This window comes from Shewanella mesophila (assembly GCF_019457515.1).
In the GTDB taxonomy this organism is placed as follows: domain Bacteria; phylum Pseudomonadota; class Gammaproteobacteria; order Enterobacterales; family Shewanellaceae; genus Shewanella; species Shewanella mesophila.
This window is the reverse complement of the sequence record NZ_CP080421.1, coordinates 2,365,202-2,389,014: the sequence shown is the minus strand read 5'-3', so window position 1 is coordinate 2,389,014 and position 23,813 is coordinate 2,365,202. Positions and strand designations below refer to the sequence as shown.

Annotated in this window: 15 protein-coding genes; 3 read left to right on the top strand and 12 right to left on the bottom strand. The window is 44.4% G+C overall.

The window, feature by feature from the left end; all coding sequences use genetic code 11:
• Positions 1 to 29: 29 nt before the first annotated feature.
• Both tamB and K0I73_RS10385 read right to left on the bottom strand, forming a co-directional pair.
• Positions 30 to 3,926 (bottom strand): autotransporter assembly complex protein TamB, encoded by a 3,897-nt coding sequence (gene tamB / locus K0I73_RS10390; RefSeq protein ID WP_220061073.1) that lies wholly within the window; start codon positions 3,924 to 3,926, stop codon positions 30 to 32.
• Positions 3,923 to 5,770 (bottom strand): autotransporter assembly complex protein TamA, encoded by a 1,848-nt coding sequence (locus K0I73_RS10385; protein WP_220061072.1) that lies wholly within the window; start codon positions 5,768 to 5,770, stop codon positions 3,923 to 3,925. The genes tamB and K0I73_RS10385 overlap by 4 nt, the downstream gene beginning before the upstream one ends.
• 130 nt (positions 5,771 to 5,900) lie before the next feature.
• Between K0I73_RS10385 and K0I73_RS10380 the strand changes: the two genes are divergently transcribed.
• On the top strand, positions 5,901 to 6,947 hold the full coding sequence (locus K0I73_RS10380; RefSeq protein WP_258405169.1) for an isoaspartyl peptidase/L-asparaginase family protein: 1,047 nt from the start codon (positions 5,901 to 5,903) through the stop codon (positions 6,945 to 6,947).
• 457 nt (positions 6,948 to 7,404) lie between these two features.
• Complete coding sequence (locus tag K0I73_RS10375) at positions 7,405 to 8,340, top strand: universal stress protein (RefSeq protein ID WP_220061070.1); 936 nt, start codon at positions 7,405 to 7,407, stop codon at positions 8,338 to 8,340.
• 245 nt (positions 8,341 to 8,585) lie between these two features.
• Here K0I73_RS10375 and K0I73_RS10370 read toward each other — a convergent pair whose 3' ends face one another.
• The 4 genes from K0I73_RS10370 to K0I73_RS10355 all read right to left on the bottom strand — a co-directional run bounded on the left by K0I73_RS10370 (position 8,586) and on the right by K0I73_RS10355 (position 13,882).
• The gene (locus K0I73_RS10370) at positions 8,586 to 8,906 is read right to left on the bottom strand and encodes a YdbL family probable chaperone protein (RefSeq protein ID WP_220061069.1); all 321 of its coding nucleotides are present in this window, start codon (positions 8,904 to 8,906) and stop codon (positions 8,586 to 8,588) included.
• A 25-nt stretch (positions 8,907 to 8,931) separates the two neighbouring features.
• Positions 8,932 to 9,123, bottom strand: a complete 192-nt coding sequence (locus tag K0I73_RS10365; protein ID WP_220064338.1) for a YnbE family lipoprotein — start codon at positions 9,121 to 9,123, stop codon at positions 8,932 to 8,934.
• 170 nt (positions 9,124 to 9,293) lie between these two features.
• Entirely contained in the window at positions 9,294 to 12,857 is a 3,564-nt protein-coding gene (locus K0I73_RS10360) for an intermembrane phospholipid transport YdbH family protein (protein WP_220061068.1), read from the bottom strand.
• A 176-nt stretch (positions 12,858 to 13,033) separates the two neighbouring features.
• Positions 13,034 to 13,882 (bottom strand): D-hexose-6-phosphate mutarotase, encoded by an 849-nt coding sequence (locus tag K0I73_RS10355; protein WP_220061067.1) that lies wholly within the window; start codon positions 13,880 to 13,882, stop codon positions 13,034 to 13,036.
• 247 nt (positions 13,883 to 14,129) lie between these two features.
• On the opposite strand from K0I73_RS10355, the gene K0I73_RS10350 reads away from it, so the two are divergent.
• Positions 14,130 to 15,920, top strand: coding sequence for an acyl-CoA dehydrogenase C-terminal domain-containing protein (locus K0I73_RS10350; protein ID WP_220061066.1), 1,791 nt, complete (start codon positions 14,130 to 14,132; stop codon positions 15,918 to 15,920).
• Positions 15,921 to 16,254: 334 nt separating this feature from the next.
• Here the strand turns inward: K0I73_RS10350 and K0I73_RS10345 are convergent, their stop codons facing one another.
• From K0I73_RS10345 to K0I73_RS10320, 6 genes are all read right to left on the bottom strand, one after another.
• Positions 16,255 to 16,863 (bottom strand): DUF938 domain-containing protein, encoded by a 609-nt coding sequence (locus K0I73_RS10345; RefSeq protein WP_220061065.1) that lies wholly within the window; start codon positions 16,861 to 16,863, stop codon positions 16,255 to 16,257.
• A 205-nt stretch (positions 16,864 to 17,068) separates the two neighbouring features.
• A complete protein-coding gene (locus K0I73_RS10340) occupies positions 17,069 to 19,141 on the bottom strand; it encodes a bifunctional 2',3'-cyclic-nucleotide 2'-phosphodiesterase/3'-nucleotidase (protein ID WP_220061064.1) in 2,073 nt (690 codons plus the stop codon).
• A 287-nt stretch (positions 19,142 to 19,428) separates the two neighbouring features.
• Positions 19,429 to 19,890: a group I truncated hemoglobin gene (locus K0I73_RS10335; protein WP_220061063.1), complete on the bottom strand. Its 462-nt coding sequence runs from the start codon at positions 19,888 to 19,890 to the stop codon at positions 19,429 to 19,431.
• Positions 19,890 to 20,732 carry a DUF3034 family protein gene (locus K0I73_RS10330; protein ID WP_220061062.1) on the bottom strand — a complete coding sequence of 281 codons (843 nt, stop codon included), beginning with the start codon at positions 20,730 to 20,732 and terminating at the stop codon, positions 19,890 to 19,892. Before K0I73_RS10330 ends, K0I73_RS10335 begins: the two co-directional genes overlap by 1 nt.
• 9 nt (positions 20,733 to 20,741) lie before the next feature.
• A complete protein-coding gene (locus K0I73_RS10325; protein ID WP_220064337.1) occupies positions 20,742 to 23,054 on the bottom strand; it encodes a putative bifunctional diguanylate cyclase/phosphodiesterase in 2,313 nt (770 codons plus the stop codon).
• Positions 23,044 to 23,721 carry a methylamine utilization protein gene (locus K0I73_RS10320; protein WP_220061061.1) on the bottom strand — a complete coding sequence of 226 codons (678 nt, stop codon included), beginning with the start codon at positions 23,719 to 23,721 and terminating at the stop codon, positions 23,044 to 23,046. Before K0I73_RS10320 ends, K0I73_RS10325 begins: the two co-directional genes overlap by 11 nt.
• Positions 23,722 to 23,813: the final 92 nt, after the last annotated feature.

The window sequence follows — 23,813 nt, the reverse complement described above, 5'->3', positions numbered from 1 at the left end:
GAGCGGCTTCTTGTTTTCTAGAGCATGGCTTAATCGATATTAAAGTTGTAGTAGATATCTAAAGATTTTTCTATGCTACCCGAGACGCTTTCTAGGTAGAGCTGTGACATTAAGTAGTAGCGCACCGTCATCTCATATCCTGGGCTAAAAACACCAATACCGTATTTTACCATCAAGTTTTCTCCGATAAAGCCGCTGATAGCCACTTTACCGTCGTCATTAGTATCAAGTTGAACATTTGATAGTCCGAACTTTTCAATCACGCCAGTGGCTTGGTTCCCAATACTGTTCACCGTTCCGCCGCCCAGCTGATTACCTATGGTTAAGGCGGCTCCCATCATCAGCGCGCTGTTTTGCGAATCGCTATTATTATTGATGCCAGTTCCCTTGACGATATAAGAGAGAATTTCTGCTTGTTCTTTTGCAGGTGTTGAAAACAGAGTGACAATGGGGCGAAGTGGTGTACCCGTTACGCGAACGCCAGCGGTAACATCATCCTCTTTTATCTCGCGTATCGCTTCGATATTGAGATTGGGGACAGCCAAAGGGCCAATGAATTGAACTTCCCCCATCTTGATAGCTAAGGTTTGCCCCATAAACTTATAGTTGCCATTGACCACTTTGATATCACCGTATAGTGATGGTGGCTTATAGGCCTCTTGACGAAGATCTAACGTGCCTTTAAGTCGTCCTTTTAACCCCATACCGTCGATAGACAGTTTATCGCCGACATGAATTTTTATCTTACTGGTGATTGCGAGCGGATCATTGACTTGCTGTTTGCTTGCCAAGCTATCGTTGAATATCACATCGCTGGACTCGGCAATGCCGCCTTCGGGGAGCTGTACAATATGAACATGTCCGGATGGGACGTCGATCTGTCCATCGATATTTAAACTGTTGTTACCAAACTGGACATTGAGTGCAGGGCTCACATCTAGAATAATCATAGGTGGTTGAATAAAAGCTAGTTTATCACCATTGAATGTAATATTGCCGCGCAGGTTTCCATCGTTCCAATCAATATTACCTAGCAGGTCCGCGTTACCATCTCCCATGTTCCAACTCGCGTTAAGATCAGCATCTTGCCCTTTAAGATCAATATTTAAGTCAATATTGTCTAACAGTGTAGGATTGGCTGCGGCCAACAACTTACCTTGTTTTAATATGATGTTACCCAGTAATTCAGGTTTTTGTAACGTGCCAGATAAGGTGAGATCGCTAGAGATAATGCCATCAAGGGTTTCTAATTGAGGAGTAAAGTCAGACAGTGACAGTAGATTAATTTTGCTCAGTTTGATGTTACCTGATAATGGATTACCGGGTATTACGCCTATCTCGATATGACTGTCTATATTAGCGAATTTTTCAGATTCAAATTGGGTATTGATCGCCAGCAATGCCTCATCTAGTGAAGCTTTTATTGATAAGTGACGATAACTGGCATCGATTTTTCGTTTGTTGGTCTGTAGTGAGAGCTGACCTTTGGGCATTATTAACTCGATTAACGCCTTAGGTTTTTGGGGGGCTGCCCAGCTAAATTTTGAATTGAGTGTTGCAGGTCCCTGCCAATTTAGCTGATCAGGTAATATGGGATCTAACAGGGCGCCGATATCTCCAGAAAATGTAACCGCGGCATTGCCTGCATTGGCTAATGTAACATTGTCCTCAAGGCAGAGGGCGCCGTGTTGGTGTTGCCAGCAAAATGGACTGACATCTCCTTGTTGCTGCTTATTGTCCCATTTGAGATTGATGGGCTTATCAAGCTCAACTAATCCCATCATAGAGTTTAGGCTGAGCCGCTTTATATTCAGATCGAGTTGTTCTGTATCGATGTCAAAAGTTGAAGCGATAGATGTATCTAGCCTAATATCACCAAATGTTTGCAGTCCTAGCTTTTGCTTCTCTTGATCGCCTTTTAATCCAAGGGTAAATGAAGATAAGCTAATGGTATCACGCTTTATTTCAGAAGATTTAAGCGATAAGGCGAATTGATGTTTATCTAGCGGGCGATAAAAGCCTTTTAATCTGGCTTTTTCGACACTAACCTCTGCAAAGTTAAACTCAATAGTCTCACCACTGAGTGAGATTTCGGGATGTTCATTCTCGCCTGAAACATGGACGGTTGCCGCTATCGCACCCGATGCTCTAGGGTCCCACAGACTAAGAGCGGGTACCGACAACTCTCCTGTGAGAGTCCATTGTTCATCGACTCGTCCTGAAATGGAAAGCTGGGACTCTAAAGCGTCAATGACTAAGTTTTTGGCATTAAGATGATACTTCTCATTGACTTGTAGATCGCCTTGAAGTCGAAGCGGATAGTCATCTATTGCACCATTTAGATCGGCATCGCTTACCGCGATTTGCCAATGTTCCTTGCCGATATTGCCTTGAGTTTTAATATGACCCGTTATTTGGGTATCTGGCAGTGTGGACTCGTTATTAAGGGTGACGTATTGCAGCTCGAGTTTCTCAGTATCTATGGCTGCATTCCAACTTATCTGCTCACCATAACCGAGTTGACCTGTCAGCCGGAGTTTGCCCATGTCACTGTCGACATCGAGTTGTCTAATATCAATCTGCTGTTTGTTGTGAGTCAGCTCAGTCTCTATCTGCAGCTCAGGATGATAGGGGGTCAGCAGCTTTCCTGTAAAGCTGGCCTGTTGTTCTTCCAGTGAGCCAGTGGTGTTTAGTGTCAGTGCTTTGGCTTCATATTGCGGCGCCGTTAATGGCCACATGATATGGTCACTCGTCAGGTGTAAGGAATAGGGCAATGAAGCTTGGGTCAGGTCTATACTGCTGGCCAATTGATAATTAATATGCCCTTGGCCTTTACTGGTGACATTGAGCTTTTCAAAGCTACCTTCAATATATGCTTCTATCTGCTGTTGTTTTAATAGGGGTAACTCAGGGACTTTAACCAGAGTCGATTCAAGGTTAAGTTTCATCGGGTAGTCATGGTTAAGGGTGAGCTTACCGTCGAGTTGAAGTTGCCCGTAATCGTGTTTAATGGCTAAATGTTCGACAACAATATCGTACAAAGTATAGCTACCTTGTAGGCTGATATGTTCAAATTTATCGAGGCGACTCCCCAGTAGCAACTGACTGTTGGTTAATTCTGCGTTGTCGACAAAAATCGGCATGGGCATTAAAACTTGCGGTAGATGCGCGAGCGGCCACTCTTCGTCACTTGCAGCCTCAACTTCTGTTGCACCTTGACGACTGTTTAGCGGGATTGAGGCAAAAAGTCCATCACTTGAAAGAGTATTAACCCGCAAGCCTGTTTCTAACCAGCTGGCTTGTCCTTTGAGGCTGTCTGCATTGAACTGCATATCATTAACGCGGACGCTAACGTTTTCTAGTTGTGTCTCGGTTAATATGATCCCTATAGGAAGCGTTAGTTGGTGATCGCTGGGGATAAATTGATCTATATCCTTGCCTCGTTTTTCTGTACCTACCAGGTCTGAGCTATTTTTTCCGCTTGTTGTAAGCTCATTATGCTCAATAGAAGGACCGATGAGCTCAGTATCTATATTGACTACTACTTTGGATGCGTTGAGGGCATTGACGCATAACTGTTGCTGCAATAAACATAATGGTCGCCAGTTTAAAAGCAGTGCTTCGGCGTCGATATCAATGCCTGACATTTGCCAGTGGGCATGAGAAAGAGCGAGCTGTTGGTTAAGGGTGCCCGAACCGTAACTCACCTCCAAATTGGGTACCAAGAGGTCGGCAAGATTAACAGCAATACGGCTGCCAAAAGGCGTACCAATTAAGATAGCCGCAATAATTAACAGTAATAGTGGTAAGTAAATCACAACACGTAGAGTGTGTCTTATCCACCTAAAAACACGATTTAACGGCGAGCGTGTAAAGGGTTCGACCTGCTTGTTGTCTATCTGTTCAGGGGCTGGATCGAGACTCATAGTTCCGCTCCCATAGTGAGGTGGATACGCCAAGATCGATCGACGGTTTCAGTTTCATTTAGACCAACACCAATATCAAATTTTATTGGGCCAATAGGGGAGATCCAATGCACCCCACCTCCGACCGAGACAATAGGTTCAAGCTGGTCAACATCAAACGCGTTGCCCGCATCAACAAATGTTGCTAGTCGCCAAGTGGGAGTGAGGTAGTATTGATACTCTACACTACCCACCATCAGATAGCGTCCACCCACCACCATTCTGGCAAGTTGATTATCACTGTTAACGTAATCTATGTAGGGGCCTAACTCTTGGTAACCGTACCCTCGAATACTTTGATCACCACCGGCAAAATAACGCAGAGATGGCGGGATGTTAGCTAGATCCGCCTCCGCAGCTAAGTTAGCACCCAAATCGAGACGCGATACAAATCTATGTTTTTCGAAAAATGTATCTATCCATTTAAATTTTGCTTGAAGTCGTGTTAGGCGTACATGGGATCCAGCATTTGGATCGGCATATTCAATGCTGTAATACTGGAAAAAACCAGATTTAGGATCGAGGGAATTATCGCCTCTGTGTGTTTTAGATAGACTACTGCCTAAAATTAAGAAACTCGGGTCATAATCAATATCTGATTGGGTGTAAGACTCATTGAGGGCATCGAGAGAATAAGTTAACACCCAATGATTATCGAGACGTTTTTGCCTAACGACGCCGAATGTTTCTTTGATCGTATCGAGTTCGTCAGTGTTGAGGTAATCACGTTTATCTGGATCATAAACTTGATTCACGCCATATTTATCTCGCAGAAGCCCAAGGCGAATTTTTAACTGGTCATCCAAAGGATGGGTAAGCGGTATAGTATATGTGGTCAAAAATTTTGGTCGGTTTGGGGACCACTCGATAGTGCTTTCCTGTGAGTGACCATAACTGTTTATTTGTGGGGTTCGCCAGGTTACCCGTACTCTAGGCTCAATACGCGAATCAGTGCTATTACCGATATCTGCACCTAAACCTAGCTCGATAGAGTGGCTTGCTCTAGGCGTCAGTTCCACTTTTATCGGTACCTCTTTCCCATCGATCTTATCTAATTGAGGCAGTACCTTGATATTGTTGAAATAGCCAGTATCAACCAGTTCGCGATTGAGTGAGCCTAGTTTGCTAGTGCTGTATCTAGAACCGGATTCAAATGGAATAAGTCCGTCTAGAAATCCCGCTTGCAGCGAATGTCCTTCGAAGTGAACTGAGCCTATATGGTACCTTTGACCTGAATCGTAATGCAGATTAATTTGGGCTGTATTTAGATCGCGGTTTATCACTATGTTATTTTTGCTGTAGCTGCCATCAAAATACCCGCGCGCTAATGCTAATGTCAGCAGTTGGGATTTTATCTCTTCATATCGTCCATGATTGAGTACATCGCCAGGTTTGATACTAAGGTTGCTGAGCCATCTTTTAACCGCAATATCATCGCGGATCTCGCCCAACAACTGAATATCGAACCACTGAATTCGCGTTGGTTCACCCGGAGTTACGGTAATCGTAAGTTGCCATGGCGCATTTTCGGGGTTGTCTAGATGTTGCTCTATCTTTGCGTGATAGTAACCAAGGGAGTGCATCGCCGCGTCAATGTTATCATCGGCGTTAAAAATGAACGCACGGCGTTGTACATCTGAGGTAGGTAACTCCCCCAAATGGGCATTAATATTAAGCGTCAGAGCACTATCGGCTCCTGTGATCTTGACCTCTAACCATTTATTGGCCGATGCAGAGAATGCGCTAAAACTCAGGCCAATGATCAAGAATCTTAAAAATAGAGTTGGAACGAAAAGCGATCGCAAAAAAAGACTCTATCTAGTTGAAGATATTGTGATCTGTATTGTCGCAGATTCTAGGTCGCAAGCAAGAAGATGATTGTAATTAATGATTAAAATGGGTACAAAGAGGGCAAATATTAATAAGGATCGTGTCGTGAATATAAAATTTAACTCGCTTTATCTTGCGGTGCTTTTAGCTGCTGTTTTTAGTACTCATGTTGCTGCCCAAACACCGCCTTTTTCAATTGCTATTCATGGTGGCGCAGGCACCATTTCTAAAGCCAATTTGACGGAGGCGCAACAGAAGGCTTATCGAGAAAAATTGAAGCAAGCAATTGATGCAGGTTATAAAGTGTTAGAAAAGGGCGGGGATAGTTTAAGCGCCGTTACTGCGGCGATTAATATTTTAGAAAATAGCCCGCTATTTAATGCTGGACTGGGCGCTGTGTACACCTATGACGGCAGTCATGAAATGGATGCCTCTATCATGGACGGCAACACTATGAATGCTGGGGCAGTGGCTGGAGTGAAACATATTAAAAACCCAATCGATTTAGCGCGAAGCGTTATGGATAACTCGGCTCATGTGATGCTATCTGGGAGCGGTGCGGAGGAGTTTGCATTAACGCAGCAGTTCTCCTTAGTACCGACAAGTTATTTCGATACAGAGAGTCGTTATAATCAGTTACTCGATGCCAAAGCAAAGATCAAGGCCGCCGAGCAGGGAAATAATGCCAATCTGGAGCATCAAGCCTCGCTAGATTATCTTGATTTAGACTACAAATTCGGCACAGTTGGTGCGGTTGCATTGGATCAGCAGGGCAATTTGGCGGCGGGAACTTCAACTGGTGGCATGACGGCAAAACGTTTTGGCCGTATTGGAGACTCGCCTGTTATCGGCGCAGGCACCTATGCCGAAAATGGCGTTTGTGCCGTATCGGCAACAGGCCATGGTGAATACTTTATCCGTTATCATGTGGCAGGAGACATTTGCGCGAAAGTTAAGTATCAACAGAAGTCGATTATTCAGGCGGCTGATGAGGTGATCAACCAACGTTTAATTACGGCAGGTGGCACAGGTGGTGTGATAGCCATAGATCAGCGCGGTAATATCGCAACGCCATTTAACACCGAAGGTATGTACCGTGCTACACGTAAGAGCGGCGAACAAGCGCAAGTGATGATTTGGCAGGATAATTAAGATTAAATTGAGTTTTGACCGTAAATGATTGCTATTAACTAAGGCTAGTACGTTAGCCTTAGTCACTTGTGGCCTGGCTGCAATGGCTCTGGCTGGCTATCGTTCGATGAGTGGTTGCGTACGTGTCGTTGCCGTAATTGTGATGAAGGTCAGCGCAGCGAGAGATGAGAGTAAGATAAATAGAATGTGATTGGACGTTATTTACTCGTATTGTTCTATTTTTAATAAAAATCAGCGTATTAAATTGCTACAGAATCCACTCTAGATTAAGTATCTCCTCATTTACAATCTTTTATGCCTCAAAAGTTATAGTTTTAGGCAAAACAGTTCTAAACAACAATCATTCTTATTATCATATGTTTGCCTGTAGGCCCCGTGGTTATGCGTTTTTTGCTCATATTTACTCTTCTAGGCTGAACTACAATTACGATCTTACTCTAAAGTGAGATTATTCATTATGGACAGCTATCAAAGATTATTAGTTGTTATAGATGAGCATGATTTTAGTTTTAAAGGTGTCTCTAGGGCCGTGTATATGGCGAGTAGAACTCATGCATCTATCATTGTCATGATCCTTGAACACAGTAACTTTGTGAATCGGCTCGTTGACACTTTTGAACACAATGATACACAAACAGATGGGGAACGTAGGCCCTGTACTATTGAAAAAAAACGCCAATGTCTCGATGAGTTTATAAAATCCACATCTCGAACAGGGATCAGTATCTCTAGAGCCGCGATCTCTTGTCACTCTAGTGATGACGTATTGCAGTTTTGTCACGACTATAATGTCGATGCGGTAGTGGTCGCGGCTTCAAGGCATAGTTTATGGAATTGGCTAACAATCAAACCTTTAGATGTGCGCTTAGTTCGGGAGTCTTCGCATCCTGTTGTAGTTGTAAAAGATCATGTCTGGCAACCAGGAGGACACATTTTGTCATTTGTGGAGCCCTGTTCTGATGATCAGGACCACAGAGCATTGAATGAAGCAGTATTGCAAACTGCAGAGCATTTTACCCAACTGCTTGATGGTGATTGTCATCTCATCGATTGTTATTATGGTGAGACAGCGAGTATCTCATTTCATCAACCAATCTCTCCGGAGGCCGATGAGCAGTATCATCTCAAGCAGATGTCACTCTACTCGAGTCAGTATCATCTGTTACCCGATAATATTAAGTTTCCTAATGACCATTTACATGTCGCCAAAGCACTTCCTGAAGATGCGATAGAGAGCATATCAAAACAGGTGGATTCAGAACTCGTTATTGTCGGAGATATGGGGCATTCGAACTTACTGTCCAATATGTGCGGTAATGTTGCTGAGCAGGTGATTGATCGTATTGGTTGCGATCTGTTAGTGGTTAAACCGAGTACATCGGCATATCAATAGCCTTAGCTGAACCTTCAAATGGTAATGATAGAATCTATTTGTAAGCTCATAACAGCCATCAAGCCAAGACAGAGGTTAACTTAGTATGAATGAAACGGGTCAATCAATATGAGTCAGTAAGGTTATCATGATGCTTATACCAAGCATTAATGCCACATTAACAGCTGATGGTAACAGCTACCGATAGTTGCCTAATATGTTTTAACTGAGTTAAAAGGCGCTAATGAAAGCGCCTTATTCATTAATTACTTCTTGATCCATTTACCTTGCGGTGTCTGAATGAATTGACCTTGCTGGGCCGCCGCAATCGCTTTTTCAGCGGCCAGTTTAGCCACATCATCGACATTGATGCCGTTTTTCTTGGCGATTTTCTCATAATGTGCACGGCGTTTGGCATTGACTGAGTCCGCTAATTCAGTGGCATCTTTGTTACTTACCACGACGCCAAGGTAGCCGTTGATTTGCTCACCGACCAGACCCTGGCTTTTGGCATCTTGCAGTGAGATGGCGAATGCATTAAGGCTAAGCAGCAAGCTGGCAGCAAGTAATAGTAGTTTATGTTTCATATTCATTCCCTTACACCTCGATGAGTTAAAATAGTTCATCGTTATTGAGTAATTCATCTAGTTCTTTATCGACCTTGATCTTGATTTCATGCTCAATTTTTACGTTGAGATTGATCACTATTGGCTTATCGGGTGGCTCAATTTTGACCGTTGGTGTGCATCCCGTAACGGAGATGAGTGCCGCAAGTCCAATTGCTGCGGTGGGTAATGTCGGCAATATCTTCACAGATCTTTCCTTATATGTATTAAGACCTTCATGGTCCCTTGAGATAACGTTAACTTATCTTACTTTAGATGACTATAAGCTGAACAAGTTTGAGCATAACAATTTAGGCAAATGTAGCGGTAAGCTAAACCAATAGATGATATCTAAGCCCTATATTATTGCTATTGCTCCATGGTTTTTTCTATTTCCCGTTGTAACGAGTCACCAATCTGCAGGCTCTTAAGTAATTGCAACAAGTTCTCTTCTTGAGTGTAGTTTAAGTGTATCGGCCTCTCGATATCTTTCGCTCGCCCCTTCACATTGACTTTGAGCAGGGCATCGCCATTGGGTGCCATATCCAAACGGCTGGAAAGTTCCGTATAGTGGAGCTCCTCTAGTGCTGAAAAGGCAAAGTCTAAATAGGGTTGCGATAAACGCATTTGCATGACGGCGGGATTATCGTCGACCTTTATTAATCCTCCTGGCGCACGCGCAGCAAGTCGACCATCTTTCACCGATACTTGACCCTGCGCAAGCTCCACTGGCAGAACACCATCAAATATCCCATCTGCATAGATCCCCACTTGTGGTTGCACAGCGAGTAATTGTTCGAGATCGAGCCCCTGCAGCACTAGGTAGGCATCTGAAGGGGCATTGAGATTGAGGTTAAATTTAGGCAGCAATACCCTGCCACCTAAGGTGTTGGCCTTGGCTGTCACATCGATATCCGCTTTCTTGCCAACATCAGCATTCTCCTGTGAGCGATTTAAGCGCATTGTAGTTAGTTGGTCTGTGCTGAGTTCGTCATTGATATCAATTTTGGCGATAGCGTCTATGTCGGTAATTACGATCCCGGGATTAAAAGCGCGTATGTTGAGTTTTAGTGGATCGCAGTAGAGCTGGCTTTGATAGCTATTATTAACGACATTTGCGCTAACATCGCACTTACCACCAATAGTAGCTTGTTTAAATGGCAGCGCATTTACCTCACCTTCGCTAATCACTAGCTGTGGTGTGATAGTGCCAGCGAGTTTAACCGCTTCCTCCTGCCACAACAGTCGATAATGAGCATCAAGGCCTACATCACCAATAACGCTTGCTGGTACCGTTACTTTGAGCCAACGCTCCAGCTGATCGATGAGTTGATTCGCGTCGCTATTAAACTTGAGTTCTCCGTCTAGCGTCGGTGTCGTCATTTTGCTTGGCATTAGGTTATTTTCCTGCACGTTTGACGGCTTAGCTTGTGACTGGTTAGCTTTAGGTAAGGCGAAACGGTGTGAGCTACTTATTGCTAAATTATCGAGCTGCCATTGCTCCTTAGTTGTTAGATAAGAAGCTTGCTTATCTGCGTTCCAGTTGAGAGATTGGTTTAATGAAAAGTTATTTAAGATCAAATGCGTACGCTGTCTTTGTTTCCCAAGTCGATAATAGCGCTCCTTGGCACTAAGATTGGCTAGGCGATAATCAAGATGTGTGTGCCAGTCTTGATTTATCAGTGCCGCTAAACTTGGCGATATGCTGGCATTTTTGTTTGTTTCTAAAGAGACTGTGCCACTCATGGCTCCCGTTGTCAGTGATAGCTTCTCTACATTTATGATGGTGACTAAAGGCTGATGGTTATCATCAACGCCATTGCGCGTGAGGGTCGTTTCGCTGATGTTGGCCCTAAATGCGGGCAGATTAACGCTATCTTGATTGCTATTGGTATTGACCTTCAAATTCAACTTTCCAAGGTTCTGCAGCTCAACTTGTGCACTTGAGATTTGTGTATTTGAGAGCTGTGTATGTTGGGGTTGTGTCATAGAGGACTGGGTATTGACTGGCTGTTCGCTTGTGGTTGCGGTGAGCTTACTCGTTATCAATACTGGGTTGATGGTCTTAAGTGACAGCGGCAATAAGGTTATCTTACTTAGCTTATTATTATCTAGGGCAATCTCGCCGCCACTTGCTAGCAGTTCACTGTTGTGACTGGTTAAACTGTAAGGTGGATTATCATCAGAGCCACCAAATTTAAGTTGATTTCCAGCGACATTAACGGCGATCTCACCAAAGGTGAGGCTCATTCTATTGGCGTTTTTGTTAATGAGATGTTCATTGAATTTGAGTGTCAGTGGCTGGAGCAGTTTTGCTGAGATCCTATCGGCCTTAACGGCTACAGTGGGGGTTATGTAGTAAGGTTGACTCATACTGAACTCACTTGCTGGCGCGATAGTGAGCTCACCCTGATATGTCTGGGGGGCAGTTTTAGCATTGGCTGTTTCAGCGCTAGCTAGCGGCAGTTCATTGATATTGAGCCTACCTTGCAGCAATAGGTTTAGCGCACTTATTGTTACGTTATGTGGGGGCGTTTTAGTGCAGTTGGTGGTTATCTGGTTGTTTTGATTATCAGGGGGAGTTGAGTCATGGTTAACATTGAGCTTGAGATCAAAGGAATCTAGTGAGATACACACTCTAGTCTTGTGCGCCAATGACACTTGCCAGTCGGTATGTAATCTATGTAGGCCGTCGGTATTGATCAGCGACAAATCATCTAAACGACCACTGATTTTATTATCGCCAATTGTTGCTGATGCCCTGAGCTGATTTAGGCTAAGCTTTTGCGAATTAAGCTCATAAGTCAAAGGGTCGACCAGCTGCAACAGGATTTCTGTTTGCTGTGCCGTCTGAGCGCGTGACATATTTATCGCGCCGCTGAGGTTTTTACCGAGCAATTTAGATAACGCTTTTTGCTGCGCCGCTGATATAGGTAGTGATACCTGCATGGGTTGCAGTGTCAATGTTAATTGCGATAACGGCCCGGAAACATCGAAAAACACGCGTTTTTGAAAGTCAGCGTGATTGCCTAGATCGGTTTGGGGAGTGATGTCGATTGGCGTTGGAAGCACTACTTGTTCAATCTTGTCGAGCGAGACGGTTAATTGTTCCAGCTGATGGGTAGAGGTTAAATACGCCAAGGCTATATCGAGATCAATGGTAGAACGTAGCTCCCCTTTGAGCGATATATGATGCTTATCGAGCGATTTTTGCATTGAGATGAGTGAGGCTAATGGCCCAAACGTTATCTCTTTATCATTGTGTAATCGCGGCAGTTGGTCGATAAGTCGTGTTAATACATCGAAGGAGAGATAGGTGTCCGCAGTCCAGTGCGTTTTACCTAGCAATGCATTAAGTTTAAAGAGTTTATTTCCTTGATGACTGATGGCACTGGTGAGGCGCCCTTGGTTATCTAAGTTGAGATAGTCAAGGTCGAGGCTAATGCTGTCGTCAGTGCGCTGCTTTAGGTGAAGGTGTGTGTTACCCACGGCAATTCTTGGCAGCGCGTCAAGATTTAACGCTGAAGAGGGGCCCGAGTTACTTTTGCTGTTGGAGCCAGTAAAAAAGTTAGCAGACAAGGTTACATCAATTTGGCCGACTGAAATCGATGCAATATCGGATATCGATAAGCCGAACCAGGAAACCTCTTTTGCAAATGTGAACTGTAAATCTTTAATGTCGATAAGACTATCGTTGACCCTAACCGATAACGCAGGGATCCGACCATTAACAATAGAGGATGGGGTAATGGTTAGTTGTGTTAATTCGCTATTGTATGATGCGAGATAGCGGTTGACAGAAGATTGGGTGATGGCGCTCAGGTTAGCGATGGTAATGAGGACCGCTATGGCGAGCACAATCGCACTGCTCACAAGGATCAGCGATATCCTTCGCAGCATCTGACGACTCGATTTAGCAATATCCCGCCCCATGTGTCCCTATCTCTTAACTATATCCATCCGTCATGTAGTCTATCATCCTTATGTATGGGGTGGATGCTAAGCCGCCGATTTTTTTACTGATCCTCGGGGATGGTTGAAATTTTCAACTGCAAAGATTAATGACAAGACTCCACAAGAGAGTCTTGTCATTAATGGGAGCCGTTAACTCAGTCAGCCCAGCTGATGATTGTGGTTAAGGTGTGGCTGGCGTGTGGCGTGAGTGTCACTTTGTCTTCGAGAACGTTGGCAGCCTCATGACAGACCATAGTGAGGTAATCATCACTATTGAAACGTGATAAACGCTGGGATTTATCAATCCAAGGATTCCACAGCACCGCAGAACGGCTATTTTCACGGCGTACCTTGATCACGCCCTGAGGGGTATGAAGCTGTTGAACTTGTCCTAGCTGAGTATAAACGCGGTCAGTTTCCCTATCGAAATAAACGTCATCACCTTGCTGATCATGGGGCCCTTGGCCAAATTCGATATATTTGGCGTGACTAAAGCCAGTCGCTCTAAGTTTGTGAATATCACCGATAGGAAAGTAGGTGTGCAAGGCTTGAGTAAGGCTAACGGTTTCATCACCAAGATTAGTATTGATTAGACTGACTTCGAGAGTATCGGTAAGGGTAAATCGCATCTCGACTTTGGTGTTATATGGCCAATAGAGGCGGTCTTCCTCACTGATGGGTAAACTAAATATTAGCTCAACGGCTTGATTTCGCATCTGCACTGAATCTAATGACCAGATGCGGGTACGCGCAAAGCCATGCTGAGGCCAATCGGCGGTCTCACTCATGCCAAACCATGGCCAACACACTGGGATCCCACCACGTATACCGTTACCTGGCTGATAGTCGTCTGCAGTAGACACCCACAAAAGAGGCGGTTTTCCTTTGGGCTCAAAATTGTCTATTTGAGCGCCTTGCATAAAGATCCGAGCCTTACACAGCTCGGTGTCTACATCGACATATTCTAAGCCGTTTGTATCTTGCCTAGTGGTTACAGAACCCATTTTTTACCTCATTCCCTAATGCTGGCGTTTAGCCGGAATTGTGGCGTTTAGCTTACAGAGTTTTAATGGTCACGATAAGTAGTGTGTTGCATGTTTTTATGGTTTTGCTGTTCGTAAATTAAAACAAGCGTATAAATAGTGCTGTATTTTTGTTCTGAGTTAGTTAAAGTGGTCAGAGCTCCCACCTAAATAATAATCAAGGTATGGGTAACAGTTCTCGGTGAAGTTGTAAAAAAAGGATGATTCAATGCCTATCTATCAAGCTCCGTTAAGAGACTATCAATTTATTCTCAACGAATTACTCACTATCTATAATCGCACCGATCTTCAAGGATTTGACGAGATCGATGCAGAGCTGGTCGACGCCATTTTGCAAGGGGTTGCCGACTTTACCACTGAGGTCATGCTGCCTTTAAATGGCAGTGGCGATGTCGAAGGTTGTCAGATTAAAGAAGGCCAAGTTATTACTCCTAATGGTTTTAAAGAAGCTTATCAGCAATATGTTGATAATGGCTGGGCGACGCTCACTAGCGATCCACATTATGGTGGCCAAGGATTACCCGAATCGGTGGGGATATTCGCCACCGAGATGAATACCTCAACCAATATGGCATTTGCCATGTACCCAGCTTTAACTCATGGCGCGTATGCGGCGATTCATGCCCATGGCAGCGAGGCGTTAAAAGCTAAGTATTTAGAGAAGCTCGTCTCTGGCGAATGGACTGGGACGATGAATTTAACCGAATCTCATGCGGGGACCGATCTTGCGCTGCTGCGCACAAGAGCCGTTCCAATGGGAGAAAACACCTACGCCGTAAGCGGTGAAAAGATATTTATCTCCTCGGGAGATCATGATCTTACCGACAACATAGTGCATCTAGTCTTAGCTCGACTTCCCGATGCGCCCGAAGGGGTTAAAGGGATCTCATTGTTTGCCGTACCCAAATATCTCATCAAGGATGATGGCAGCTTAGGCAGCAAGAATAGTGTTGAGGCGACCGCGTTAGAGCACAAGATGGGCATTCATGGTAATTCCACCTGTGTGATGCTTTTCGATGGCGCTATCGGCGAGTTAGTGGGCAAACCTCATCAGGGGCTGCGGGCAATGTTCACCATGATGAATGAAGCGCGGCTTGGGGTTGGCGTACAGGGCTTAGGCGTGTCAGAAATTGCCTATCAGAATGCCTTAGCGTATGCCAAAGATCGCATTCAGGGGCGTGCGCTCAGCGGAGTGAAGGCCCCAGACATGGCGGCAGATCCTATTCTCGTTCACGGTGATATTCGTCGTATGTTGATGGCCCAAAAAGCCTTTAATGAAGGTGCGAGGGCGTTAATGGGGCAACAAGCTCTGTGGCTCGATGAGTCTCACCGCAATAGCAGCGAAGAAGCCGCAGCTAAAGCGAGTAAACTCGCGGCGCTGTTTACTCCGATTGTAAAAGGCTTTGTCACTGACCAAGGGTTTAAAGCATGTGTTGATGCCCAGCAGGTATTCGGTGGTCATGGCTATATTCATGAGTGGGGCATGGAGCAGTTTGTTCGAGATAGCCGTATCGCAATGATCTATGAAGGTACTAATGGGGTGCAGGCACTGGATTTAGTCGGCCGTAAGCTATTGTCTGATAGAGGTGAAGCACTCACGATATGGTCGGACATGGTCAAACCTTTTGTTGCCGAACATATCAATAATGAGGCAATGAAGCCCTATCTGGTGCCGTTAATGGATGCGTCTAATGATTTAGAAAAGGCCACAGGCTTTATTTCCACCCATGTGGCGACTAACCCGGATATTATCGGCGCAGCCTCTATGGCGTATATGCAGATTTTTGGTATTACCTCTTTGGCTTGGATGTGGGCGAGGATGGCGGCTGTGGCAATACAAGCACTGCAAGAGGGCGCCGAGAATGAGGTGTTTTACCGCACTAAACTCTCTACGGCTGAGTTTTATATGAACTATTGGGCGGTGCAAACGCGCAGTCTTCGTAAGCAGGTAGAGAGTGCCAGCCTGCAACTGACCACACTGTCTAACGACAATTTTTAAAGATGTGAGTACCTAGGGCCTGTTGACCTTTCAAGCTTGTTTTTACAGCGATTGGTTGGGTGTTTATACAAGGCAGAAGCTTTGTGGTGTAGTTATTCTGCATAAAAAGTAGAGAACGCAGTAGATATGACCAACAAACGCTGCCCTTAGGGGCGGCTAAAAACATTTTACTCTTTGTTAAGTGAATTTCGCTTAGATCACTAGGGTGCAATCCACTCACCTCGATTAAAACGTTTTTGTCTGACACAAAATTCAACCTGCAAAGATCAGCAGGCCCTAGCTATCTCAGCGCTTTTCCTAGAGATGGCTCAGAGATGTTTCTGTCACAAACTGTCTAGGTTTTACTGAAACAGAGTAAACGATTATTGGCAGGCATCTCGGTGTCTGATAACAAGGTTAATCCAGCTAATTGAGCCAGTTGGTTAATCCATTCAAACTCGCGTATCCCACTGTTAACATTTCTATGCTTTAGCCAGATATCAAATTGACGATTGCTTTCGCTAGTATATTGATTCTTGTAGTTAAAGGGGCCGTAGATACAACAAACGCCTCCAGGTATTAGATGTTTCCCTATGCCTTGAAAGAAGGCTTCAACCATGACTTCACTCATTATGTGCAGAGTATTGGCGGTAAATATGCCGTCGATATCGAGTTGGTCACAGGGCCAGGGCTGTAATACGTCCAGTGGAATGGGTAATGCGATATTGGCAGAACCTTCTAACGTAATCCTTAGCGCAAGGGGCTCGATATAATGATTTTGATCACTGGGATGCCAAATTAAATGGGATAGATGCTCGGCAAAATGTACCGAATGTTGACCTGTGCCGCTGCCAATTTCCAATATATTAGTGGCGTTTGCAAAGCGCTTGCTAAGGACTGATAAGATAGCGTGTTTATTGTTTTCACAAGATTGTGAGTAGGGAAGCTGACTTATGTGGTTCATTTAATAAGTTTGGTTGCCGAGGTTTAGTTCACTCTAACTCACTTACGCTAGCTCAATAAAGCGGATTATTAAGGTTTGATCTCAACTTGGGGCTCAGGTTAGATAAGCTTAGATGAGTTGATTGTGCTATCGATATATCATCTTAATCTTATTGTTTTTAATAAAAAAGCGCCCGAAGGCGCTTTGATTGAAGCTAAAATTTAACTTATTTAGCAGCTGGTTCCGTCGTTAAATCAATTTTATAGACGGCAAAACCAAGTGAGTCTGGCTCAGCTAGTTTTTCCATCTTACGCAGTTGATTTTCAGCGATGAATTTATCTGCTTTTTCACTGTTTTGGGTTTCAAAACGTATATCTAGCGTTACGCCTGTGTTAATGGTTTTAAAGTCCCAGTTGTAGTCGGCGCGAGGATCCACCATGGCATCGTAACCACCTTCAGCATTGGGCTTTGACTCTGCCGAAATATATGCAGCGAGTGCTTCACGGTTAGTATCTGGCAGCTCCATTACCACAAAGTCAGAGCCAGTGCCCGCAAATTTGCCACCGAAAGCACGGTAGTTATTTGAGGCAACGATAAACTCTTGAGCATTAAGTTCATCACCAGTGATCACTTTACCCTCAGGCGTGGTGTAAGCAAGATCAACAATACGCTGCGCATTTTCATTACCTGCAACGACAGCACAGTCTCTATCGAACTTGTTCGGTTGAGTCACATCAATCTTGTAGGTGACGCCATCCATTACATCGAAGTTATAGGTTGGATGACCACCCCAGTTGATGAGTTCTTGCGGCTGAGTTGAGTTTGGATCGATCTGGTTAAATTGGTTTGCGCTGCATTCCAACCAATCTTTAAGTTCAACACCAGTAAGTTTTACCGCGACCATAGTGTTTGGATAAAGATAGAGGTCGGCTGCATTTTTAAAGGTTAGCGAACCGCCATCAACTTGAACAAACTGTGATGCATCTGCTTCAGTGCCATGACGTCCGCCTGCTTTAAACGGTGCTGAAGCGGATATAACAGGAATACCTTGTAAATTAGCGGGCAAATTAGCGGTAACTTGAGCGATTTGCGCATTTGATACGATCTGGACCGTTGGATCATCTTGAACTAAGGTCAGGAAGCTGTACATATCAGCAGCAGCAACACCGATAGGCTCATCGACAAAGGCGAGGGTACCTTCGTGTTCCAATTGCACCGCGTCATGGATATCTTTATCGGCAGTAACAAGTTCAATTTTGTTAGCACCATCGTAGATAGGACGTGCTTCGGTTTGACCATCAATAACAGTCCAGGCACCGTCTTTGAGCTCAAGTTTTAAATCAACTACGCCTAAGTTGTCGCCCCAACGTCCAGGCATGACGGCTGCAACGCCGTTAAGTAAGCCTTTTTCTATATCAGTGTTAGGCAAGTTGGCATAATTTGCATGTGGGAAAATAGAGTGGCTGTGACCAAACATGATAGCATCGATGCCGTCAACATTAGTTAGTGCAAATGTGGCATTTTCAGCCATGGCATCGCCAGGGTTTTCCGATGATCCTATGCCGGAGTGCGGAATGGCGATAATAACATCGGCGCCTTCAGCTTTCATTTTAGGGACGAACAGCTTAGCGGTTTCGATGATATCTTTGGCTTCAACTTTACCTTCTAGGTTCTGTTTGTCCCAAAGCATAATTTGTGGTGGCACAAAACCGATATAACCTATCTTAATCGTATGTTCGCGGCCTTCGGTATCGGTAACCACTTTTTCTTTAATAAGGTAAGGTGTGAATAAGTTGTCACCTTTTTTCACATCATTCCAGCAATCATCCGCCGCGCAGTATACGTTAGCGTTAATATAGGGGAATTCTGCACCGCTAAGGGCTTTTTCAAGATAATCTAGACCGTAGTTAAACTCGTGGTTACCTATGTTAGCCACATCATAGTCTAATGTGTTCATTGCCTTGTATGCAGGATGTACGTCTCCCGCTTTTAGGCCGATTTTGGCCATATAGTCGCCCATTGGGCTACCTTGTAAAAGGTCACCATTGTCGACTAATACAAAGTTATCGGCTTCTTTACGAGCGGCATGGATAAGGCTTGCCGTGCGAGCTAGGCCAATCTTAGGATCGACTTTTGACTGGTAGTAGTCGTAATCCATGATGTTGGTGTGTAAATCGGTAGTTTCTAAAATTCGAAGATCAACGTTGGCAGAAGTGATTTTGTCATCGTCGTTCGAGTTACAAGCAGTTAGTCCTACAGTAGAAGCAATGACAACCGCCAAGATTTTTTTATTAAACATAACCATCAATCTCAATTATTTTTTGACCCCAAAGCCAACGTAGTTAGCTTCATGTGTGAACTTAATCACATGCGCTCTTTATGATTAGAGCTTTTGCTTCAAGTTCGGGCTTAATTATAGATAGATGATATGTAAAAACTATGACATCTAACGTCCTTTCGGTATCAATATGTATCTAACTGCTGCTTGTTTGTTCGGTTGGTTTGCGGTGTGTTATTTAGCTGTTAACAGCTTGTTTCTTTTTGGGTGTTTTATTGGGTTTGTAAGTTAATGCTAAAAAAGCGGCATCAATGGTAGGTAATGTCGTTATACATAGGAGCTAACTTTGCGAGTAGGGCATTTCTTGTTGAGATCGACATATTCTGCTGCTTCATTGCTGTGATCAGATGGCCAACAATAGCATCGAAGTCAGCTTGGGTGATATTGAGTCCTTGGTGGGAATTAAACATGGTTTCACCTTGATAGTTACAGCCCCCGCCTGTGACTACACATAGGTGCTCAATGAATCGCTGCCTAAAAATCGCGATGTCAGTTTGTTCAAAGTGGTGACGAATGAGTTTATCGTTGGCAATATTGGTTAAAAAGTCATCGGCAATAAGGGTGATCCCTTCTGTTTTTCCCAGTTTTTCGTACAAGGTCGCATGATTGCTAGCGCAACCTGTTTGTATCAAGATTAAGCAAAAAAATATGGCGATGGCGAGAAAGTTATGTTGTTTTATATGGCAATTTATACTCTTAATGAGGTTCATCACAAGGCTCCTTCAATCGAAATATACCAGCCTTGCTGATTTTCATAGCCGGCAATGCTACCAAGGTTCGTATAGGCGGTGACAACCGAAAGGTGCTTATTAACAAACCAAGCGAGAAAGATATCCTGCCAGTCATCTTCGGTAGCGAAGCTGAGTGGATCTGGCTTTTGTCGATACTCGTAACCAATAGCCAAGTTATCGGTGAGCAAGAGTGCGGCTGAACCTTCAAATACCCACTGATAACTGTCGTCTTTAGTGTTGCCAAAGCCCAAGAGGCCTGTTTGGTTGGCTTTTGTGGCTCTAACGGTAGCGTTGAGTAAGAGGTTTCTTCCTGCGATGGTATCGAAAAAAAGTTTGCTGGCCGCAAGATAGGCATCTAATCCCGAATCATCTTGGGCGCCTACAGCTTGTGGGATCGTAAAATCATCGACCCGTTTGTATTGCAGCCCAAGGGTTAGTTGAGGGACTGCGCTATATAATAACTCGCCAGCCAATTTGTATTTTACGCCAACAATATCTTGTCCCAGTTGACCACCTAAACTGTCTAAATCGAAGGTTTGTTTGGCAATACTGAATTCAAATAGATTATCGATCGATAAAGATGCACCCACCACTCGTAAACTGAAATCCTCGACCGATACCGAGGTCACCATCGCGGTCGCGGACCATTCACCACTACTCGCATAACCATTAATCACCGCCCAAGGAACGATACCTCCCCCCGCGGCGCCTTCTATCGTACTCGCGCCCCCAGTTGCGATGACTTTACTTGTATTGGCCAGTGCGCCGCCGCTTAATAGGGTGAGCAATATTAACGAGGAGACAGTTTTTAATTTCCACATAGAGGCACCTTATTCATGTTCGGCTGGCTTAGTCACTGAGTTGAATTTCTGCACCCATTGCCTGAAATCAGGGGCTTTTAGCGGTTTGGCGTACACATATCCTTGTATGCTGTCGCATTGGAGCTTTCGTAAAATATCAATACCCGCGATGGACTCAACCCCTTCGGCGACGACTGACAGATTTAGCCCTTTAATGAGTTGAATACTTGTTTGCACTATCATCAGATCCGTGTCATTGAGGTGGATATCTTTGATGAAGCTGCGGTCGATTTTAACTTCATCTACTGGCAACATTTTTAGGTAGGCGAGTGATGAGTGCCCCGTTCCGAAATCATCAATAGAGACGTGGATCCCGAGATCCCTAAATTGCGTCAATACATCAATGGCGGCTTGAGTGTCAGTCATAACAGCACCTTCAGTCACTTCAATGGCCAATGCAGAGCGGGGAAGCTGGTTCGCCGATAATTGCGCGCAAATCCTCGATGGCAAACTTTCATCGATTAAATCGTGTGCCGATAGATTGATTGCAACGGATAAATCTAGCCCGTCAGCGTGCCATTTTACCAGTTGAGACATGGCTTCTGATATTACCCATTCACTCACTATCGAGATGTTACCCGAGTTTTCAGCGAGTTGAATAAACTCATCTGGTGGAATAAAACCAAGAGTCGGGTGTTGCCAACGGATCAAGGCTTCGGCGCCATAACAAATACCCTGTTGAATATTGATTTTAGGCTGATAAACCAGATGCAGTTGTCTATCTGATAAGGCTTCGGGTAGATCTCTGACAAGTGCGAGTTCACGCTGATATTTTTCATCGGTTCCCACCTGATATTCAGCAACGCTGAGATTGGATAAGCAAGCGTGGTTTAGTGCTATTTCACCATGGCGTAACAAGGTGTCGATATTATGATATTGATTAACCAAATTGATCATCCCAGCTCTTACCGTTAGGCTGATTTTCGAACCTTCAATGGTAAAGGGAACTGCCAGTTTTAGTAGGAGTTGTTCGAGCGTTTTTTCGGTTAATGGCTCACCGAAAAGCAGTAAAAAGGAGTCCCCATCTAAGCGTGCAATAAGCTTGATATTGTCGCCGAACGTCGTTAAACGCTGAGAGAAAAGCAACAATAACTTGTCGGCATTGGCAAAGCCGATAATGTCATTGATATGCCGAAAATGCTTAATATCGAGTAGGACTAAGCAGCCATTAAGCATACCTATTTTATCCGTTAACAATTGTTTTGCCGCGAAGCGGTTATAAAGTCCTGTGAGCGCGTCATGTTGTGATTGGTAAAGCAATGCATTTTCACGGGCTTCAATGTTGCCTCGCATGATTGAAAGGGTATCTGCTAGCACTTGCAACTCGGCGGGTGCGCCGTCGATTTTGTCGGGGTTTTCACCTTGACCAACTCGCCGAGCGAAGTTGACTAGCGAATATATTGGCCGTGTTAACCCGCGAGCAAACCAAGTGGCGATCGCAAATGCAAGCAGGGATGTAATGGCAAAAATCAACAGCATGTTGTTTCGGAGTGACAGATAGTTTTGCTGCCATTTATCCACGGATTGATGCAATATCGCCCACTGATTCAATCCGTGTTTATCGAGTTGTTGTACCACGGAAAGATAATCACGGGGTAAATTGTCTTTTACTGTGCTGTCGACATTTTCGACGGTTTGCAGTTGTTTCAGGACACTTTGCTGTTGTGCGGACGGCAAGGTTGACACCATCTCTATGCGGTCATCCGATTGATTGACAAAGCTGATATCGATCCCCGTGATCCGTTTGGCCTGATTTGCGACTGATGCATCGAGCAGAAACCCCATTCCGACCCATGCGATCAGCGTAGGGGCTTTTACGGGTTGCAGTACAAATTGATAGCTAGCATGGTCGAAATTGAGAACAGCAAAGTCACTATTGGCACTTTGGGTCAACTTAAACAGTGAGTCTATGTCACGCTGCTGGAGCTGTGCGAGACTTGTTGAAAGGAGTTTTCCATCTGGAGAGAGTAAAATAGCCGCCGCGGCACCAATACGCATGCCATGGTTACTCAATACTGATTCGATCGTATCTTGTTCTTTGGTTGCAACGGCTCGCTTAAAGCCAAAATCAGCGCTGAGCACAGATAAACTTTGATTGAGCTGTATGCTTCGATTTAATAACATTTCTGCAAATACGTTGGTACCGATCACTAAACTCTGTTTTTGCTGTTGTCGATTATCCTTTAGGGTCGCGCTTAAGACGAAGGCGGCGGTAGCGAGCTGCACTAATGTCAGCAAAAACAGAAAAACGATGATAAGTCGGTTACGGAAGCTATTTTGCATCATCATTGACTTTTTCGGTTGCGAGCTGGCTAAAACCCGCTGGGGGCGAAGAGGGTTTTGGTTGGTGCTTTATTTGCAACTGTAGAGAAAGTGACTGAGGGTCATCAAATACCGTCAGCGGGAGCGGTTCTGAAGCGCTTAGTTGCCACGGGTGCCAGAGTTTGACCAGGTAACTGCCTTTGGGAATATCATTGAACACTAAATGTCCACTGTCGTCACTAACGCCGACGTAAGGGCTTTTAGCCACATAGATAAAGGCTTGCATATAGTCATGAATATTACAGCCTATGGCAACTAACCCAGGCTTATCGAATAATACAGGTGCTTCCGCTTTACCCACATATAGCTTTAATTCAAACGGCTTAGCCTCTGAAAATGAATATACGTGATGGCGTGTTTTGTCCAGGTTCGGAAAATCGACTTTAGCGCCTTGGGGAATAGCCAGAACAAATGGATTGAAGGTTCTATTTTGCTGCTGTATCTCATAATGTTCAGTCACTATTTCGTTTGGCACTGCTAGCGTCTCTTGCGCCGATATCAGTTCGACTACAGCGTCGGCAATGGGGCGGGTTTGACTATCAGAAATGTCGATCTTAATACTCGCACTATGAACCTGAGCGGAAAGCATCAATCCGAAAAGTGTGGGTAAAATTAATTGTTTTAGCATCAATTTTTCTCAGTTCATCAGCAAAACCGAACATGTATCGGCGTGTGTTAACCCATCGTTAACATCAATGTTTTACCATAATAGTAAGAGTC

Bases quoted from the DNA above. Each gene is read 5' to 3' on its own strand.
- tamB (WP_220061073.1), bottom strand. From the start codon at position 3,926: ATGAGTCTCGATCCAGCCCCTGAACAGATAGACAACAAGCAGGTCGAA.
- K0I73_RS10350 (WP_220061066.1), top strand. From the start codon at position 14,130: ATGCCTATCTATCAAGCTCCGTTAAGAGACTATCAATTTATTCTCAAC.
- K0I73_RS10360 (WP_220061068.1), bottom strand. From the start codon at position 12,857: ATGGGGCGGGATATTGCTAAATCGAGTCGTCAGATGCTGCGAAGGATA.
- K0I73_RS10345 (WP_220061065.1), bottom strand. From the start codon at position 16,863: ATGAACCACATAAGTCAGCTTCCCTACTCACAATCTTGTGAAAACAAT.
- K0I73_RS10330 (WP_220061062.1), bottom strand. From the start codon at position 20,732: ATGTGGAAATTAAAAACTGTCTCCTCGTTAATATTGCTCACCCTATTA.
- K0I73_RS10370 (WP_220061069.1), bottom strand. From the start codon at position 8,906: ATGAAACATAAACTACTATTACTTGCTGCCAGCTTGCTGCTTAGCCTT.
- K0I73_RS10340 (WP_220061064.1), bottom strand. From the start codon at position 19,141: ATGTTTAATAAAAAAATCTTGGCGGTTGTCATTGCTTCTACTGTAGGA.
- K0I73_RS10325 (WP_220064337.1), bottom strand. From the start codon at position 23,054: ATGCAAAATAGCTTCCGTAACCGACTTATCATCGTTTTTCTGTTTTTG.
- K0I73_RS10320 (WP_220061061.1), bottom strand. From the start codon at position 23,721: ATGCTAAAACAATTAATTTTACCCACACTTTTCGGATTGATGCTTTCC.
- K0I73_RS10355 (WP_220061067.1), bottom strand. From the start codon at position 13,882: ATGGGTTCTGTAACCACTAGGCAAGATACAAACGGCTTAGAATATGTC.
- K0I73_RS10335 (WP_220061063.1), bottom strand. From the start codon at position 19,890: ATGAACCTCATTAAGAGTATAAATTGCCATATAAAACAACATAACTTT.
- K0I73_RS10375 (WP_220061070.1), top strand. From the start codon at position 7,405: ATGGACAGCTATCAAAGATTATTAGTTGTTATAGATGAGCATGATTTT.